Source organism: Psychrobacter immobilis (assembly GCF_904846235.1).
Classification (GTDB): domain Bacteria; phylum Pseudomonadota; class Gammaproteobacteria; order Pseudomonadales; family Moraxellaceae; genus Psychrobacter; species Psychrobacter immobilis_C.
On sequence record NZ_CAJGZN010000002.1, the window covers coordinates 81,929 to 100,219 of the forward strand.

An 18,291-nucleotide genomic window follows, 5' to 3' on the forward strand; every position below is an offset into this window, starting at 1 on the left:
TCTTGCCCTTTGATGTGTCTATTATCAAGCGTTTAGCGAGTTTCGGCAAGCTGAGAAACTCAAACTTTATGTTTTATAAAACTAATCGTTTATCGCTTTAAACAATTAAATACAAATACACAAACAAATGATAGTGATGGTACATGGTCTATTTTTTCGCTACAATCGAATGGTATGGATAGCAATATGCATTATCAATATCGTGAAGTAACTACCTTTATTACCATTAAACGTTCACCCCTTCCAAAAAAAGTCTCACCATCATAAGCGTCTTAACCATAACGTGCTTACGCTTATTCTAAGCTTGCACTAAATAACAAGGATGACAACATGACAATGACAGACACATGGCAAGATCACAGTGATATTATCGATGAGCTTAAGCAAAAGGACACGCATTTTGCGAGTATCTTTGACGAGCATACGACTCTAGATAGGCAAATTAATAAGCTTGAAAACGATGTGGTCAAGCATACCAGTCGCGACGAAGAAATCGAACAGATGAAACGACGAAAGCTACAGCTTAAGGACGAGATCTATAAAACCATTGATAAAAATAAAGCACAGTCTCGCGCTTAATATTGCGTCTATACTTAGAGATATGCTGAAAAATAATACTAACAATACCTATGCTTAAGACGTAAAAAGACCCCATCAACTTATGTTAATGGGGTCTTTATTTGTAGCACTGACTTAAATCAGATGTTTAAGATACAGCGCTACTTTTATCTAAGTACAAAATAACTACTTAGATTTTACCAACTAGGTCAAGACTTGGCTTCAATGTGTCACCGCCTTGTTCCCAAGCTGCTGGGCAAACTTCACCGTCGTTTTCACGAACATACTGTGCTGCTTTTACTTTACGTAGCATGTCTTTTGCACTACGGCCGATACCGCCAGCATGGATTTCAGCAACTTGGATCAAGCCATCAGGATCTACTAAGAACGTACCGCGCTCAGCCAAGCCTGCTTCTTCAATCATGACATTGAAGCCACGAGTGATTTTACCAGTAGGATCGCCGATCATTGGGTATTGTACTTTACCGATAGCTTCTGAAGAATCATGCCATGCTTTATGCGTGAAATGCGTGTCAGTAGATACTGAGTATACTTCAACACCAAGGCCTTTTAGCTCGTCATAGTGAGCGGCCATGTCTTCTAGCTCAGTTGGGCAAACAAACGTGAAATCAGCTGGGTAAAATAGGAAAATCGCCCAGTTGCCTTTTACGTCTTCTGAAGTGATGGTTTTGAACTCACCGTTTACGTATGCATCTGCTGAAAATTCTGGGATTTCTTGATTGATGATAGACGCCATGGTTGGCTCCTCTATAGTTAAGTAAATTGGAAATTATTTATATGGTTTCTTCAATTAGCCCTCTAGCTCTCTGGGCTACTTGACAAACTATACGCGAATTCTATGGTTAATCCAGTTAAAAGTTTTTAATGTGATGTTTTGTTTTATTAAACTTGTTAAACTATTATCTCTACATTTTATCATTGGTGCTTAATTAGTAATTTGCTACCTTATAAAGGTTGACCAAACATAATAAATTGCATTAAAAACCCACTAATAGAGAGGTTTTATGATTACTTTACGACAACTTGAGTTTGCCCTAGCCGTCGCCAAACATCGTCATTTTAAACGTGCAGCAGAAGATTGCAATATCTCGCAGTCTGCACTGAGTTTGGGTATCGCAGAATTAGAAAAACAGCTAGATACTCAGATTTTTGAGCGCAATAATAAGCAGGTATTGATTACCCCTATCGGTCAAGACATCCTCACGCGTGCGCAGCGAGTGTTTTCTGAAGTGAGTGATTTGACCACGCGTGCTCACAGCCATCAGACGCCACTTGCCTATCCTATGACTGTCGGTATCATTCCGACGATTGCGCCTTATTTGCTGCCAAAAGTACTGCCTGCGCTGCGTGCTCAATATCCAGAGTTCCGCATGACTATCGTCGAACAACAGACAGAACGTTTGCTTGAGCAAGTGCGCTACGGTCATATCGATACGGCTATCATTGCGCTGCCGTATGCGGTAGATGGACTACACAGTTTTGAGTTTTGGAGTGAAGACTTCTTTGCCGTGTTCCCAAAAGACGACATACATGCCAAGCTTGAGACCATCAATGCTGATGAACTGGCGACTGCCAATCTAATGTTACTTGGTGAAGGACACTGCCTAACCGATCAGACGCTGTCTGTCTGTCATTTTGACCGTGCCCAGATGAAGTCAAGCTTCTCAGATGCCAGTTTAAATACTTTGATTCAAATGGCACTTGCCAATATGGGCACAACCCTCGTGCCTGAAATGGCGCTCGATCAGCTACACCTGCAAAACCAAAATGCCGTCGCCATACCATTGGCTGAAGACGGGCCGCATCGCCATATTGCCTTTGTCACCCGTCTGAACTATGCGCGTGTCGATGATGTTAGCTTGCTTGGTGAGGTGTTTAATAAAGCATTTAAAGATGCGGTAGCTAACAAAGAATAATCAAACCATCTTTACCACGGTCATAGTGAAAAACGACATATGAAAACTGTCTCAAATAAGCATGATGAGCTTGGCAAGTGCTTTGCACAGCATTTGTCAACTATGACCAGTGATATCTCGCCAAAGCAAGTAGATAGACTTTGGCAAAATATCGTGACGCGCTATGGTGAACCACAACGTGCTTACCATACACTCAATCACATTGAGCAGTTATTGGTACAGTTTGAGAATATTAAGCAGGTTCTGTCTGAGCCGCATATCATTGCATTAGCACTGTACTATCATGATGTAATATACGACCCAGCACGCTCCGACAACGAGCTGCAAAGTGCAGAATTTGCGACAGAGGCCTTGGGCTTTTATCTAAGCACAGAGCAATGCCAACAGATTCATGCCCTCATTATGATGACGGCTAATCATCAGCTAGATACGTTGGTAGATAGTGACAAATACAACGATGCAGCGTATCTGTTAGATATGGATTTAAGTATCTTGGGTGCGCCTTGGCCTATCTACAAACAGTATGCAAAGGCGATACGTCAAGAATATGCACACGTCGCCGATGACAACTACCGTGATGGGCGCACTGCAGTGTTGCAAGGATTACTAGCACATCCCAAGCTTTATCTAACTGACCATTACTACAATCAGTTGGAAACACAAGCTCGAGATAATATCAAGCGCGAGCTTACTTCGCTCGCAGCTTTATAAATAGCTCACTACCCTGCCGTGCTGGATGTGAATTATAGCTGGGCTCCATAATATCGATATCAAAATGACTTTGAAAACGCTGCTGGTACTCTTCCTTGCTGCCGCCGAATGGTGGCTCTTTGCGTCCAAAATCCGTGTCAAACAACAACCCAACCAGTTTACTTTGTGGCTTTAACAGCATTGCCATCTGTTGCACATATTCATCACGGCGAGATGGATTAATCGCACAAAAAAACGTCTGCTCAAGTATCCAATCAAATTGATACTGCTCAGCTGATAAGCTAAAAAAATCCGCACAGATCAAATGCTCAGAGGGAAAATCAGGATAGCGCTCTGCAAACGTCTCAATCGGTGCAGGGGCAAAGTCAACCAGCGTGACATTGGTAAAACCTTGCTCATATAAATAACCCACTTCATAGGCGTTACCTGCACCTGGCACTAGTATCGCCTGATCTTTTGCGCTCTCAGATAACTGGTCGATATAAGCTTTGAGCGGTGGTGATACCTGCCCCATATCCCAACCGATGCTGTTCTTTTCATAACGCTGCTGCCAAAACTCCGCTTGGTTGACGTTTTCCATATGACATCCCTTTATATAAACCTGCTGTTTAAACGACACGATTTGTACCGTTATTCATTATCATATCAGGCTTATTCGGGCGTGTCCCTATTTTAAAGGCGTGTCCTTATTTTAAAAATGATGATAAAAATAGGACTAGGTGCTCTGCATAATGAATGTTACACAGATGATATCGAGATATTTATTAGAACTATTTAAATGGTTAGATAGTTAGGTAATAGGTTTAATCCAGCTGCCCTGTTTTGCCCGCTAGCATGTTATGCCATTGCTGATAATCTGGCATCGCTGTGGCAACCGTTTGCCAAAACGCTCGGCTATGGTTGGCGTGATGCAAGTGGCACAGCTCATGAACGATTACGTATTCGGTGCATTCGATAGGATAGGCAGGAAGATAGACTGAAAGCCAAACTCGCTTTGCACGCGTGTTGCAACTGCCCCAACGTGTGTGCATTTTTTTCAATCGTATTTCATTGGCATAAACGCCAACGATTGGCTGCCACTTATCAAATAATGCAGGTGTGACTTCGGAGAGTTGTTGCCGATAATAGGTGATTTTTTGATCGGGGCTGAGCCTAAATGATTGCTCTGTACCCCATAACAACACTGAATTATTAGCAGTTGAAAAGTCTGATGACGTATTCTGTCTACGTTTGTATTGCTCTAATACTTGTTGGTGATTTGCAATAGCCCACGGCACCCGCTTAGCCACAGCATGCAACATTTGTGATGCGCTGACATGCATCGGTGCAGAGACCATCAACGTATGAGGCTTCAAGCGAAAATTGATATTTTTAACACGCTTTTTACTGATGTGTAGCTCGATGCCTGCTTGCCCAAGCTGCTGTCTGACAGTATCTAAATTGGTGTCTAAGCTAATGCTCTACTCCTTGGCTGACTATTACTGTCATTCTATTGATAGTCATTATTAATAGTCATACCTATTCAGCTGTCACTCTTGTTGAATGTCACGTATCACAGTGCTTGCAAATGGTTGTCAAACGACATCATATGCAGTTGACTGTCTTTGATAATCCGCTCATGAGGTTCAACATCGTCTACGTTCAATTTTACTTCTGGTAAAGCATTTACTCTTAACGCGGTTAACTGCCCTTGACCATCACTGACAATAAATCCTGTCGGCTCGGTATGTTTATCAATTGTACTCATTGAAGCACTAGAACTAGCTAACACCGAAGCCCCTGCACAATCTGGCAGATTTACATCATCAATCAGCTCTCGGGTATGTAAATCATAAATTGCTGCACAGCCGCCAATCGGTGTAGTCACACACAGTAGGTTACGCTCACTATCTACCGCCACGCTAGCGATATATTGGTGAAAGCGTTGCCATTGATTGTTTGGCATAGTGAGTGGTGTAAAGCTGGCGTCACCACGTTTATGAGTCAGCACTAACGGTACATTGATATGTTTTTCACCTTGGAACTGAATACCGATCATCACTGTGCCGTCATCGTGCATGGCTAAGTGGCGCACACTCATCTGATTATGCTCTGGAGTCACTTGCTCAAGCAATGTGCCATCATGACGATTCAGATAAACCAGTGATGGTCGCATGGTATCTAGATTTAGCTCTTCGCGTGAGGCCTGCTCGGTTTTGATACCACCATTTGCAATGACGAGCGTTTCGCTATCAGGATGCATAATCAGCTCATGCGGGCCGATACCATATGAGTCAAATTCTGCTACTTTTTTATAAGCATCATTGGCATCATAGATACCAATTTTACCTGCCAAACTCACTGTGTCGTTCTCGGTTACGTAGAGCAAGCTGCCATCTAAGCTATAGCAAGCATGACCATAAAAGTGACGGTTTACATCAGCTTTGATCGCATGTTGTACTTGCCCATTTGACGTATTAAGCACCCAAAATCTTTCACTTGGACGACGACCCATGACGACGACATCACGTCTCTGCTCGACATTATTATGCTGAGTTTGAGCTTCAGATACATTGACAGGCAGAGGCTGAACAACGATGTCGTGGACACGCTCAGGCATAGTCGTTTGCCAAACGATTTGTCTGTCAGCATCAATACCTACCACACCAAAGTCAGGCTCATTTTGGCTTGATGAGTTCTGATCTTTTGGCAGTGATGCGACGCCACTGACCCAGCTGACTGGTCGTGCTAGCATCGTTGTTGTATGCACAGCAGCATAATTAGGTACATCAATTTTATCATCACCTGCAGCATGATAAGCCTGCTTCCAGGTTGCCGCTGCTTGCTCACAAGCATAGCGCAAGCGTGAAAGCTTCGGCGTTGAAACAGGTGCCGCTCGTAATACCTGCAGTTGCGTACGAATACCCTCCACATAATCTTGTAGACTGGCATCTGGATGCTGCTGCTTACGATAACGATGGTGAATACCGACCAGCGCCGCCGTACCCACTGCTGTCAGCACTGAAGTCGTCAAAATCTCATGAGTTGACGAAGTTCTCCCAGACCGATTAGACCTATTCATCTGGTCATGAGTCTGGGCTGCTGACGTTGCTGTACTCGCTTCGATAGTAGACATTGTCTAATCGCCATCAGTGCTATTAAACCCCACACGGATACCAAGTGCTGGGATTAACTGGCGTTTAATCAGACGAGTGACATCAGTCAGATGATCATACAACGCTTGTTGGTCGTCCTTACTAGCCTCTGATAAATCTTCTGGCATTTGTGCTAATAATGCAGTCGTATCAGCAAGTGCAGTTGATAGATTATCCGAAACCTTGTTTTCATCATTGCTACCAAGAATAGCCGTCAGTACTGGGTCAGTCATGGCTTTATTGATAGTATCTAACTTAGCATTGATGATAGCGCGGCTTTGTCCAGCAGTAGCAGCAGGTAAATGACCTTTTGCTTTACCTGTCAGACCGAGTGGCTGATCAATGGCATTAGACTTCATGGTCTCAATCAATGATAGTAGAGAGTTAATCCACTGATTTAGGCCTCTATCGCTCTCTGCTGTTTTTTCTATCGCCAATAAATCAGTCGCGTTTTGCTGCCAGTTTTTCTCGATGTCTTTTAGACGCGTGCTCAACGCACTACTGGCGCTAATCACGTAAGCACACTGACCAGCGTCTAAACTATCATTGGCAAACAAAGCCTCTTCTAATCCTGGCACGCCTTGTACGATAGCGCTCTCGCCAGCAAGCTGCTCTGGCGTTAGTTTTGGATTGGCAGCGATTAAATCAGCCACGCCACTATGTACGAGTCCGCGCTCGTCAGGATAGTAGTTGATGTACAGATTGCTCATACTGGCAGTCGCAGGACCAAAGTTGACCATCTCAGCACTTGACCAAGCTTGTGCCAATACTAGCCACTGTGCACGTAATGCTTGTAGCTCATCGCCACTTACTGGAGCTTGGGTACAATGTTTCTGCGCCAGTTCGTTCAACAGATCGCTTTGCTTGGCTGCATCAGCATACGCAGGAATCACGATATCGTCTGCCACATGCGTCAAATACGTTTTTGCAGTCTCAGGGCTGATATCTACTGCAACGATTTGCTCAGTACTTTCTTTGCTGTTTTCTATTGAGCTGTCAGTAGCTGCACTGTCTTGCACAACTTTTTGGCTGTCTACATCTGCAGCTTTGTTGTCATCGGCAGGTTTGACACAACTGATCAGCAGTCCAGCACTCAATGCAGATAGCGCCATTGCCAAAGCGTGGTTTATTTTCATAGGTTTCTCGGTAATGTTATAGGTAGTAATTTATGGCGTTTTTATACTGATTTTATAATAGCGACTTTATTACAGCGACTTTAGGAACGCATTAAGCTCTGCGCGACCTTGTTTGTCCAACTTCAATACTTGTTGCTTTTGCTTTTCGGCTTCTCCGCCATGCCATAAAACCGCTTCCATCAACGTACGTGCACGGCCATCATGCAAAAACGTCGCTTGAGGATCAACTGTCTGCGCAAGTCCTACGCCCCAAAGTGCTGGCGTACGCCATTCATAAGAGTTGGCTAAAAACTCAACTTGGGCACTTTTCGGTGGTAGCTTACCGGCAATCGTACGATCAGCGAGATCATTGCCCATATCATGCAATAGCAAATCTGTGTAAGGATAAATCACTTGTCCATGCTGCTCAAGATGATCATCGTCGGTTTTTGGCAACTGATATCTTGGCGTATGACAACTTTGACAACCCATGTCATAAAAACGCTTTTTGCCAGCTAGCACAAGCTTATCATCTGCATTACGGCGATGCGGCACTGCTAGATTGCGAGTATAAAATTCTACAAATTTCGCGACCTCATCGTTTACTTCCACAGGTGGCTTACCATTGCCCTGTTCATCAGCACCTGTCGCTGCATTTAGGCAAGCGGTCTGCGTTGGCATACAGGATTCGTTAGGACGGATGTTGGACGTCAGACCCATGTCTTCGTTAAAGGCACTTTGGTTCTGAGTAATCAGCTTGGTTTGACCCGCTTTCCACCCAAATCGTCCAAGCGCACGCTTGCCCGTCTGTGGATCCATGACCCAGTTAAACTTACCACTGATATCGCTATCATTACTGTCGTTGGCTTGTTTTTTAATGTCATCGTCAGGTATTTGCTCTAGTAACCCAAGCCCAATCATCGGTAGCGCCACACGCGGTGATACCATCATGTCATCGTCAAAAGCACCGTAACCAGGTTTGGTCAAATTAAACGTTGGCGCACGTAGTGTCTCGACATATCCGTCAGCAAAGGTAACTGGTTTGTCTGTCCATTGCACCGCAATTCTCGCTTCAGCAGGCACGCCCTGAATACCGCGATCTTGTAGCTGGCCACCATACATAGGATGAACCACCTTTTCAATTAGCGAATCCTGTAGCTGCTGACGTTGCTCATCGGTCGTCGCTGGCATAGACAGACGAATCAATAAACTATCAGCATCGTCATCGACAGTCATCGGCGCGTGACCTCGCCCATCTTTGACATGACAAGACTGACAAGCGGCCACATTGAATAATGCGCCCAGTCCATCACGACTATCAGTACTAGCAGGTGCAACGACCCATGGCTGCTTGAAAAACGCATTACCAATAAAGAACGACCCTTTACGAGAAGCTGCTAGATTCGATGAAGGCTTTGAGTAGCTCTCAGCACTGCTAATACTAATACCAGAGTCACCGCCCTGCTTAATCTCTTGAGGGTCAAAGCTCACCAATTGCTGCATTGGCACGCCTGCTAGTACTTCTATATTTTTGGCGTGTTCGGACGACAGCGATTGACTGTTTTCACTGCCACTTTCATTATTTGAGGCCTGCTCTGAAGGGTCGTCAGAAACGCTATCAGATGGTTGACACGCACTGATAGCCATTGCACTGGCAATAATTAGCGCAAGCTTAGAAGGTATATGTCGTAGGATTTGAGTAGCAAGAGGAGAATCAGAAGGGTTAACATAATTGGCGTTCATAGAAATTCAGTGCCTTAGCGCTAGAGTAGAACCATTAAAATTTTGTCATACCATCTCATTGTATGTCGTCACAATCATTGCTTATCGACATATAATGAAATGGTACACCAGCCAATTGGCTCATTTAATGCTCGTAAAAATGCGTTGCCAACGGTGGCTGACAACGCACGTATTATATCTAATCTAAGTATCCAATAAACAGCGGTTACTGACCTATAACGACTAATAAAACGTCGCAAAGCCAATGAAAAGATTTTAAATAAGGGCCGCTAGCTTAAATTTTTCCTAAAACTGTGACCCTGCATCTGCGTCTAGATTATCGATACCAACTGCTTTTGCAGCGTTTTCGATACTGGCCGTCAGCTCTTGTAAGCTAGTGATACCCGCTTCAACCCATCCACGGCGAACGTTTTGTTCTTCAGCAGAGACACCTTCTTGGCTGGCTTGACCGACAGTTGCAATCATCTGGTCAATCTTGATGCCGTCTTTTTCGCCTTTTTCAACGATAACGTTAAACGCGCCTTCTACTTTGTTGAACTCAGCAGCCAATTTATCAGCAGCTTCTGTATGGCCGTTATCCGTTAGATAATCTTTGATACCGTAGCCGCCCACTGTCTTACCAGCGACTGTTGTATAGCTACCATTAAAGACGTTTTGGATACCGCGCGCATTATTGGCATAGCTTAAATGAGTCAAATCACTAAAGCATTCGTGCTCATCTTCAGTAGAGCCAGTAACAAAAGCGACCTGCATACGCTCAGAAGCCAACTCACCTAATGCTAAACTGCCCATTTGATACATAATTTGGCGCAGACCATTGTCATATTTGCGCGCTATCAAATCACTACGTAAGGTATTTTCAGTATCAGGCTGCCACTGAGCTTCCATCGCGGTCAAATCATCAACCAATAGTTGAGTTGCAGCGGTTAAGAATTCACCACGGCGCTCACAGATACTGGCATCTTCATTGACGGTCTCACCACTAGTACACTGTCCAGCTTCAGTCGCATAGTCAGTGGCTGGGCGATTACCTGCGCCTTCTTTTACACCATTGTTGTCTTGACCCCACAGCATAAACTCAATCGCATGATAGCCAGTCGTTACGTTGGCTTCACTACCACCGATTTCATTCATTTCTGCAAGTAGCTCAGGTGTAATCGTACTGGTATCTTGCTTGATACTACCGACAGTAATGCTGTCGCTATTGATGATGTTCTCTTGGCTGTTATATTCGCCTTCGTAGTCGTCACCGACATAATCAATCAGCGCTTCATCAAGTGGCCAAGCATTGATCTGCCCTTCCCAGCTATCGATGCTGTTGATAGCACGTTTGTCATTGGCAGTCACAAAGCCTTCATCAAAACGGAAAATCTCAGTTTGTGAATATGGCTGACGTGCTGCTTTATAGGCAGCCTTTGCAGCATCAAGGTTTTCTTGTGTTGGAGTGGCCACGTAAGTTTCTACCGCAGTTTGTAGCGCTTTGGCCGTGTCCAACGAATCTTTATAAGCGGCGTGTGCCATATTTGCATAACTGATAATCAATCTATCAATATGTGCTTTTTCGGCAGCAGTCATCTCTGAATTATCAGCTGTCTCTGTGTTTGCTACTTCTGTTTGCGTTTCTGTCGCAGCATTGGTGTCTTCATCGGCTTGCTTTGTACAGCCCGACACCATTAACAATCCTGCAAGTGCAACAGCTAAAGTAGTTGGTAAAAGCTTACGGCTCGTTACTGTGGTAATTGTCATACATATCCTCAAGAAATATAGCAAAAAATTCGTTTTGGTTAAGTAGCCTCAATTATTTTGATAATCAAGCCATGTTACAGCAGGCTATCTTAGCCATGCACATTGACTCTCAGTGCGCACGATAAGACGTTTAATATTGCATTAATAGCAAACACTGACAAATTATAGTGTTATTGATAATCATTATCAATATTTAATTTAATATTAACTATATCTATCAATCATCACTATTTTATTCAAACTGAAAACACAAAAAAAGAGCCAGCATATTGCTGACTCTTTTTGAAATATATGTGCTCAAATATCTAGCACATACTCAATAGTTATATAACTATTTATTAGTTATAGCTATTGATTAGTTTACGCTCTGTGGTGCGTTAACTGTTAACTCAACACGGCGGTTTTGACCACGGCCATATTCAGTGTTGTTATCTGCGATTGGACGTGACTCACCGTAAGCAACAACGTTTACACGGTTTGAAGCAACACCGCGAGCTGTTAAGTAGTTAGCAACTGAGTAAGCACGATCACGTGACAGACCCATGTTATAAGATGCTGAACCTTTGCTATCAGTGTGGCCAGCGATAGTGATTGTGTTTTGGTTGTACTGGTTCATCGTTGAAGCAAGCTTATCAAGCGTTGGCTTGAATGATGAGCTAAGGGTTGCATCATCAAATGAGAACGTGATGCTACCTGGCATAACCAAATCGATGTTACCAGTGGTTGGGTTCTGCTCAACAGTTACGCCTGTACCAGCCATTTGCTGCTCAAGTTGACGAGCTTGACGCTCCATGTAGTAACCAACGCCTGCACCTAGTGCTGCGCCGATAGCGGCATCACGACCAGTTTTGTCGCCGCCTGTTGCTTTTGAAATAGTTGCACCACCTGCTGCACCAACTAGACCACCTAGAGCAGCTTTGTTTAGACGCTGTTGTCCAGTGTTTGGATCTGTTGTACAACCACTAAGTGCTAGACCTGATGCTACTGCTGCAATCATTAAAGTATTACGCATAATATTTCCTCTTAAGTTTAAAAAATCGTGCTTTTTATAAAGATTGTCCGTTAATCTTTTTTAAGTACTTATCTACATTCCCCATTATTATGGCAACTAGAACCTATCTCTGTGTAATATTTTGTCATACCTATGTATGAGAAGTGCAGGTTATATTTCAATGATTTTATAGGTCAAATTTTCGCGCCTTGCTACCACTAGTCACGTTTACAACCGTACACTACAACATGTTTCTGCTAAAATTATATCGCTGAATTTGTCGGCTTTAAATAGTCATGATTTGAAGCTTTACGTTCATAATATTCCTGACTTGACTAGGACAGATTCAGCGATATACGGCTTATTATTAATCAGATAGACTGAAAAGGATTGAGCATGCGATTGACATCTACCATTCGAAAAATGCATAAACGTTCGCCTAAATTGGGTAAAGCTGTGTCGCTTGCAACAGCCACTGGTGTCATCGCCGCCAATAGCTTCGGTGGTAGTATTCCTTTATGGCTAATGGGCGTCGGTAAAGTCATTACTGGCGCCTCTATTGCAGACAAAGCCGTCATAAAAATTGCTACTCACTGGATCAGTAGCAACAGTGCCTTGATCGATAACATGTTGCCTCGCAAAGATTGGCGTATCAACCTACCGGACGATATCCATACCAATGGTAAATACCTGCTAGTGAGCAACCACCAATCATGGGTCGATACTAGCATCGTGCAGTATATTGGCGAAAAGCGCTTGCCACTTACGCGATTTTTTACCAAGTTTGAGCTGATTTATATCCCTATCGTTGGTCAAGCTTTTTACTTTTTAGACTTTCCAATGATGCGCCGACACTCAAAAGAAGCCATCGCCAAAAACCCTGCGCTAAAAGGCAAAGACATCGAAGAAGCCAAACGTGCCTGCGCCCTACTAAAAGACAAACCTTTTACCTTATTAAATTATTTGGAAGGTACTCGTTTTACCAAAGCCAAACAAGCTCAGCAAAAATCGCCCTATACGCACTTATTAAAACCTCGTGCAGGCGGATTATCATTGGCTATTAGCGCACTAGGTGAAGATATCGATGGCATACTAGACATGACCATCGTATATCCTGATGGTGTGCCAAGCTACGGGGATCTTTGGAAAGGCAATATCAAACGTTTGGGCGTTGATTTGCGCTACATCGACATACCAGATGCGTTGTTCGAAAGTATCAAACAAGGTGGCTACGAAAATGATGAAGACACAAAAGCTCAAATGTTCGACTGGGTTGAACAGGTGTGGCGTCAAAAAGATGAACGTATTAGCACTATGTTGGCAGATTTTGAAACCAATCCTAAAGCGCAAGATGCCTAACAAAGATGCTCAGCAATACTAAACTGGCTGACCGTTAGACCTTATAAAATACCAAGCACAGTCTATGCAAGCGTACTAAGTAGTAAATATCGATAATGAGATAAAAAGTTATAGGGCAATAAAGTTACGGGTACAAATGTCACAATAGTCATATCTTACTTATGATGCCTACTGTTAAAACAGCCATGCATCATAAGTAAATTTTAATCAAAGATGGGTTGTTTTTTAGCCTTATTCATTGATAATGTGACTAATCATGAACTCATAGATTTTCGATGTCTACTTTAATAGTAAATAGTAGTAAATATCGAATTCTGACCCATTTTTTGTGCCATTTATTACTTATAAGGTATGACTGTGCCCACCTCTACTACTAGCTCGCCGTTAGCTACCGAATCTGTTTTGAGTCAGCCTCCTTATCCAATAAGTGATGAGCCACCAAAACCGAATCATCCAAAGCCGAATCGCTTTAAGCTCACTTACGATATTGTCATGATTATTGCCATCAGTATTGATCTGCTATTGATCAGTATCGACGCTATTTTGATGAGCAATTTTAGTAGTAATGCTGCAGAATGGCTAACCATCAGTGAAGCGCTCAATTGGTATCAGAGCACTCTACATGATCCTCTACGCACTGCTGGAGGGTTTTTTACTATCTTTTTGGTCGTTGAGTTGCTATTGCGCTGGGCGATTGCCATCAAACAAAAAGTCTATTATCGCTGGTTCTTTTTCCCATTCGTTCATTGGTACGAAGTATTAGGCTGTTTTCCGCAGCTACGTGCTTTGCGACTGCTGCGAGCGGTCGTTATTGGACGACGTCTATATCAGCTTGGCTACCAAGTACTGCCGCAGACGTGGATCAACCGAATCAAGTTCTACATTGACCTGCTGTTAGAAGAGCTCTCCGATCGCGTTATTTTGACAGCGATACAAAACTTTCGACAAGAGCTAACCAGTTCAGACACGCATAAATCATTCATTGAGTCGACGATTGCAAAAAATCGAAATGAGATTGAAGCAGCCGTATTGTCCGTGCTGCGTACAGAGCTTGCACCAAAGCTGCAGGAATTGGCTGCCTCATCAGGTGGCGGCAGTATATTGGCAAGCGAGATGGGCAATGCTATTGAAGAAGGATTGGCCAACACACCTGAGTTGCGCCGCTATCTACGCATGATACCTATCGCGGGCAGCCTGATTGAATCACAGCTACATCACGTCGGGCACAATATCGGTGAGAATGTCGTCAATGCATTAAACAAGCGACTTTTAGACCCTAAGCGCTTGGATATATTAATGATGGAAATTGCTAGCGGTATTGCGCAAATAGATACCAATAATACAGCGCTAGATACCTTAATTTCTAGTATCATTGATGACAGTTTGACTGCGTTTGAAGCGCAAGTAAAAGTGCAGCAATGGAAGCACCAAGATATGCTAAATCTATAGTTTAGCTATCTAATAGCATGACGTAATAAGAGACATAATACCGTGACAGAATTATTTTTAAGGGTTTGTATATGACAGTTTCAGCTAACGATAACCAGACTGCACCAGCGCTAGCTTTCTACGGCAAGATGCTGACGTTTTCACGCGTACAGTTTAGTACAAACGATCTAGCAGCTATAGAAGCTCAGCTAACTGAAACGCTCAGCAATAAATCGAGCAATATTCCTATCCTTATTGATAGTGACGTTGAGCAGGATTTATCAGCATTGGTAGAGCTGTTATGGGCATGGGGGTTACAGCCTATTGGCGTGGTGACAGGTATGCTTGATGCGCAAGCACGTGAGCAGCGCTTAGCGATATTTCCAGCAGATGGTAAGCGTATTGAGCGTATATTACCAAGTAAAAAAGCGCCTATCCCTACCCAACCATCACCAGAGAATAACAATGCCGAAGCAGTTAATGCTAATAGCGTCGTTGATACTTCTACCACGAGCGAACCTGCTACTGAAACCACACTATCTAATATGCCAACCGAGACATTGGTAAGTACCCAGCATATTACTAGCTTAATCTATGATCAAATGCTGCGTTCAGGACAAAGCCTCAATCACGTTGGTGGCGACTTGATTTTGACCAGTAGTATCAATAGCGGCGCTGAAGCGATTACTGACAATAGCTTGCATGTATATGGCCGTGCACAAGGGCGTCTGGTGGCAGGCGCAACAGGGGACAAAGATGCCCGTATATTCTGCCAAGTCTTTAATCCTTCACTGGTATCAGTAGCAGGAACTTACTGCTTACGAGACAACTTACCTGAGCATGTCATCGACAAGTCCGTGCAAGTAAAATTCGTAGAAGGCGAAGGCTTAGTATTTACCGTGATGGATGAAGCTTAGAACGCTATTAAAAATAATACACCGTGAAGTGACTTTATAGAAAACTAAGGTAGTTAAGCTGCTCTATTCGACAAGCCAAAAACCATAGTTATAACCCTACTAATACCACGCAGAGAGGCTAATTGAGCGATACATAGGTTGTTTTTCTGCTTTAGTATCGACCTGCTATAAATTTTTGTTTATTTATGCTAGGCTAGCTTCGAAGATAGTGTATATATGTTAGGTAAATAACATGTAATTTTGCTATTTATATAAAAGATATCCCATTGATTCATAGGAGTGTGCCATTGTGGCGAAGATAGTTGTAATCACTTCAGGTAAAGGCGGTGTGGGTAAAACCACGACAAGTGCTTCTTTTGCCGCTGGTTTGGCGTTACGTGGCTATAAAACGGTTGTTATCGACTTTGATGTAGGTCTACGTAATCTAGACTTAATCATGGGTTGCGAAAACAGAATTGTTTATGACTTCGTAGATGTCATCACTGGAAATGCGCGCTTGTCGCAAGCACTTGTCAAAGACAAACAGCTTGAAAACCTGTATATCCTGCCAGCCAGTCAGACGCGTGATAAAGACGCATTGACTGACGAAGGGGTATCAGAGGTAATGGCTGAACTCTCTAAACAGTTTGACTATATCATCTGTGACTCGCCTGCTGGTATTGAGCGCGGTGCACAGCTAGCGATGTACCATGCGGACGAAGCTATTATTGTCACTAACCCTGAGATCTCTTCAGTGCGTGACTCAGATAGAATCATCGGTATTCTGCAAAGTCAGACGAAAAAAGTAGAAGAGAACCAAGGGACTGTTCGCGAGCATTTGATTATCACTCGTTACAATCCTGAACGTGCGGCTGCCAATGAGATGATGGATATTGATACTATCTCAAATGACATCCTAAAAGTTCCACTACTTGGTGTTGTGCCTGAGAGCCATTCAGTGCTTGAAGCGTCCAACCATGGCGAACCAGTTATTCATTATACCGACTCTGTTGCTGGTCAATGTTATGAAGACATTGTCGCCCGTTTTTTGGGTGAAGAGCGTCCACTACGTCATATTGACGTGAAGAAAAAGAGTCTATTACAGCGCTGGTTTGGAGGATAATGATGACTAAGAAAAAAGGATTTTGGAGTAGCCTATTTGGTACTGACGACAACAGTAACGCAGGTAGCGCGAATTTAGCAACTGAGCGTTTAAAAGTTATCGTTGCTAGCGAAAACAGATTGAACAATCGCTTAACGGTTGATCGTATCGAAAAAATGAAACGTGAAATCTTAGAAGTCGTGAACAAATACGTTAACGGTGTGCAGATTGATGATGTCAATATTAACCATCGTTCTGAAGACAGCTTAGATGTGTTAGAAATGAATATCAATTTACCTGAGCATAAGAAATAGCATTCTAACAGTACGTATTTCTACAATGAATAAAAAAAGCCCCAAGTTTGATACTTGGGGCTTTTTAATGTTTATCGATTATAGATTATTTCATACGGGCAATAAGATTGTCTTTTTTGACAAACTGATGGTATAACGCGGCTGCTATATGCAAGACCGTAAAACCAATAATCATTGGCCAGATAATCTCAGTATGCAAGTTATTGTAAAAACGAGCCAAGCTTCTATCTGGAGTCACGAATACAGGGATCTGAAAGATACCAAAAATATCAACCGGTCGACCGCCATATACTGCCATCAATAAGCCAACCAGTGGCATAGCAATCAGTATGGCATAGAGAGCAAAATGTGACAGCTGAGATATGAGCATTTGCCATTTTGGCATAGCTAACGGTGGTGGCGCCTTGGTAAAAACGCGGTTGATGACTCGGGCAATCATCCAAAATAATAGGCTCACGCCGAACGCTTTATGATATCCAATAAACATATTGCTATCTAAATTCTCATATAGCAGTATCATTATCCATGTGGTTAACAGTAAGGCTGCACTAATCCAATGAAAAATACGGCTACTAACCGACCACTTTGATACATTCGAGTTGGCATTATTCATGAGTGACTCTACTACCTTTATCAGGAATTATCTCTAATCAGTTTTATAAGCCAGTTAATAACTCTTCAACAGATGAGGTCATTAACATTACTGGCTCACTATTTATAGAATGGAGAATACCTTAAATACAGGTGAGAATCTAGCCATCTAAATCAATCAGGTGATAGGCAATTTTATCCAAATCTGGCACTAAATAGATTTCGTCATCAATCATTACTGTTTGATATAGGTAAGATGAGATTTCATTTTTATCAAAATACTCTTCCCTATCTTTGCCATTGGTAGTACTAAACTGTTCCGGTGTCTCTACATCTTTCACTTCAGAAATTCGTGCTTGCAGCTGACGCAAATCACCTGCCGTCTGTAAGGCAAAACGGTGATCAGTCGTATTACCTTCCAAAACAATCATTTTTTCTGGAGTTTGATTTTGCAGTAGCAAATTAAATACAGCCAAATCTTGTTGTTGCCAATCGTATCTAGAAACCTGCTGCTGGGACTCATTCACACTCAAAATTAGGCTGCTTGGAATGATCCAGTCCGGCTGGTTAGCTGCTGGAACAATAGTAACGTCAAGCATACCGTTGTTGGTAGTCAACAGACTCACAGCCTCAAACGAATGTTTTAAAATTTGTGTCATACGTCAC

18 protein-coding genes are annotated in these 18,291 nt (G+C 42.9%); 8 read left to right on the forward strand and 10 right to left on the reverse strand.

Translation table 11 applies throughout. The features are described 5' to 3' along the window. The first annotated feature begins 330 nt into the window (after positions 1–330). Positions 331–579: a YdcH family protein gene (locus JMX07_RS01645; protein ID WP_201605765.1), complete on the forward strand. Its 249-nt coding sequence runs from the start codon at positions 331–333 to the stop codon at positions 577–579. 169 nt (positions 580–748) lie between these two features. Here the strand turns inward: JMX07_RS01645 and ahpC are convergent, their stop codons facing one another. Further along, positions 749–1,315 carry an alkyl hydroperoxide reductase subunit C gene (ahpC, locus tag JMX07_RS01650; RefSeq protein ID WP_057761534.1) on the reverse strand — a complete coding sequence of 189 codons (567 nt, stop codon included), beginning with the start codon at positions 1,313–1,315 and terminating at the stop codon, positions 749–751. Between the two features lie 268 nt (positions 1,316–1,583). On the opposite strand from ahpC, the gene JMX07_RS01655 reads away from it, so the two are divergent. Further along, positions 1,584–2,495, forward strand: a complete 912-nt coding sequence (locus JMX07_RS01655; protein WP_101206008.1) for a hydrogen peroxide-inducible genes activator — start codon at positions 1,584–1,586, stop codon at positions 2,493–2,495. A 39-nt stretch (positions 2,496–2,534) separates the two neighbouring features. After that, on the forward strand, positions 2,535–3,206 hold the full coding sequence (locus tag JMX07_RS01660; protein ID WP_201605767.1) for a hypothetical protein: 672 nt from the start codon (positions 2,535–2,537) through the stop codon (positions 3,204–3,206). Here the strand turns inward: JMX07_RS01660 and JMX07_RS01665 are convergent. From JMX07_RS01665 to JMX07_RS01695, 7 genes are all read right to left on the reverse strand, one after another. After that, the gene (locus tag JMX07_RS01665; protein ID WP_201605769.1) at positions 3,184–3,786 is read right to left on the reverse strand and encodes a methyltransferase domain-containing protein; all 603 of its coding nucleotides are present in this window, start codon (positions 3,784–3,786) and stop codon (positions 3,184–3,186) included. The genes JMX07_RS01660 and JMX07_RS01665 overlap by 23 nt on opposite strands. Positions 3,787–4,009: 223 nt before the next feature. Next, complete coding sequence (locus JMX07_RS01670; RefSeq protein ID WP_320157997.1) at positions 4,010–4,561, reverse strand: M48 family metallopeptidase; 552 nt, start codon at positions 4,559–4,561, stop codon at positions 4,010–4,012. Positions 4,562–4,758: 197 nt separating this feature from the next. Next, the gene (locus JMX07_RS01675; RefSeq protein WP_201605771.1) at positions 4,759–6,321 is read right to left on the reverse strand and encodes a DUF1513 domain-containing protein; all 1,563 of its coding nucleotides are present in this window, start codon (positions 6,319–6,321) and stop codon (positions 4,759–4,761) included. Positions 6,322–6,324: 3 nt separating this feature from the next. After that, the gene (locus JMX07_RS01680; protein WP_201605773.1) at positions 6,325–7,476 is read right to left on the reverse strand and encodes an imelysin family protein; all 1,152 of its coding nucleotides are present in this window, start codon (positions 7,474–7,476) and stop codon (positions 6,325–6,327) included. A gap of 69 nt (positions 7,477–7,545) precedes the next feature. After that, a complete protein-coding gene (locus JMX07_RS01685) occupies positions 7,546–9,198 on the reverse strand; it encodes a di-heme oxidoredictase family protein (protein ID WP_413786649.1) in 1,653 nt (550 codons plus the stop codon). A gap of 285 nt (positions 9,199–9,483) precedes the next feature. Then, on the reverse strand, positions 9,484–10,944 hold the full coding sequence (locus JMX07_RS01690) for an imelysin family protein (RefSeq protein ID WP_201605775.1): 1,461 nt from the start codon (positions 10,942–10,944) through the stop codon (positions 9,484–9,486). A gap of 355 nt (positions 10,945–11,299) precedes the next feature. Beyond that, positions 11,300–11,956, reverse strand: coding sequence for an OmpA family protein (locus JMX07_RS01695; RefSeq protein ID WP_057761553.1), 657 nt, complete (start codon positions 11,954–11,956; stop codon positions 11,300–11,302). 375 nt (positions 11,957–12,331) lie between these two features. Here JMX07_RS01695 and JMX07_RS01700 point away from each other — a divergent pair, with 375 nt between their 5' ends. From JMX07_RS01700 to minE, 5 genes are all read left to right on the forward strand, one after another. Then, on the forward strand, positions 12,332–13,294 hold the full coding sequence (locus tag JMX07_RS01700) for an acyltransferase (protein ID WP_201605777.1): 963 nt from the start codon (positions 12,332–12,334) through the stop codon (positions 13,292–13,294). Between the two features lie 351 nt (positions 13,295–13,645). Further along, on the forward strand, positions 13,646–14,743 hold the full coding sequence (locus tag JMX07_RS01705; protein ID WP_227684585.1) for a hypothetical protein: 1,098 nt from the start codon (positions 13,646–13,648) through the stop codon (positions 14,741–14,743). A gap of 71 nt (positions 14,744–14,814) precedes the next feature. Beyond that, positions 14,815–15,639, forward strand: coding sequence for a septum site-determining protein MinC (gene minC / locus JMX07_RS01710; protein ID WP_201605781.1), 825 nt, complete (start codon positions 14,815–14,817; stop codon positions 15,637–15,639). Between the two features lie 289 nt (positions 15,640–15,928). Then, complete coding sequence (minD, locus tag JMX07_RS01715; RefSeq protein WP_057761560.1) at positions 15,929–16,741, forward strand: septum site-determining protein MinD; 813 nt, start codon at positions 15,929–15,931, stop codon at positions 16,739–16,741. A 2-nt stretch (positions 16,742–16,743) separates the two neighbouring features. Further along, the gene (gene minE, locus JMX07_RS01720) at positions 16,744–17,034 is read left to right on the forward strand and encodes a cell division topological specificity factor MinE (protein ID WP_057762631.1); all 291 of its coding nucleotides are present in this window, start codon (positions 16,744–16,746) and stop codon (positions 17,032–17,034) included. An 85-nt stretch (positions 17,035–17,119) separates the two neighbouring features. On the opposite strand, the gene JMX07_RS01725 is transcribed toward minE, so the two are convergent. Together JMX07_RS01725 and JMX07_RS01730 are read right to left on the reverse strand one after the other, a co-directional pair. After that, entirely contained in the window at positions 17,120–17,647 is a 528-nt protein-coding gene (locus tag JMX07_RS01725) for a cytochrome b (protein WP_201605783.1), read from the reverse strand. A gap of 139 nt (positions 17,648–17,786) precedes the next feature. After that, positions 17,787–18,284 (reverse strand): hypothetical protein, encoded by a 498-nt coding sequence (locus tag JMX07_RS01730; protein WP_201605785.1) that lies wholly within the window; start codon positions 18,282–18,284, stop codon positions 17,787–17,789. Positions 18,285–18,291: the final 7 nt, after the last annotated feature.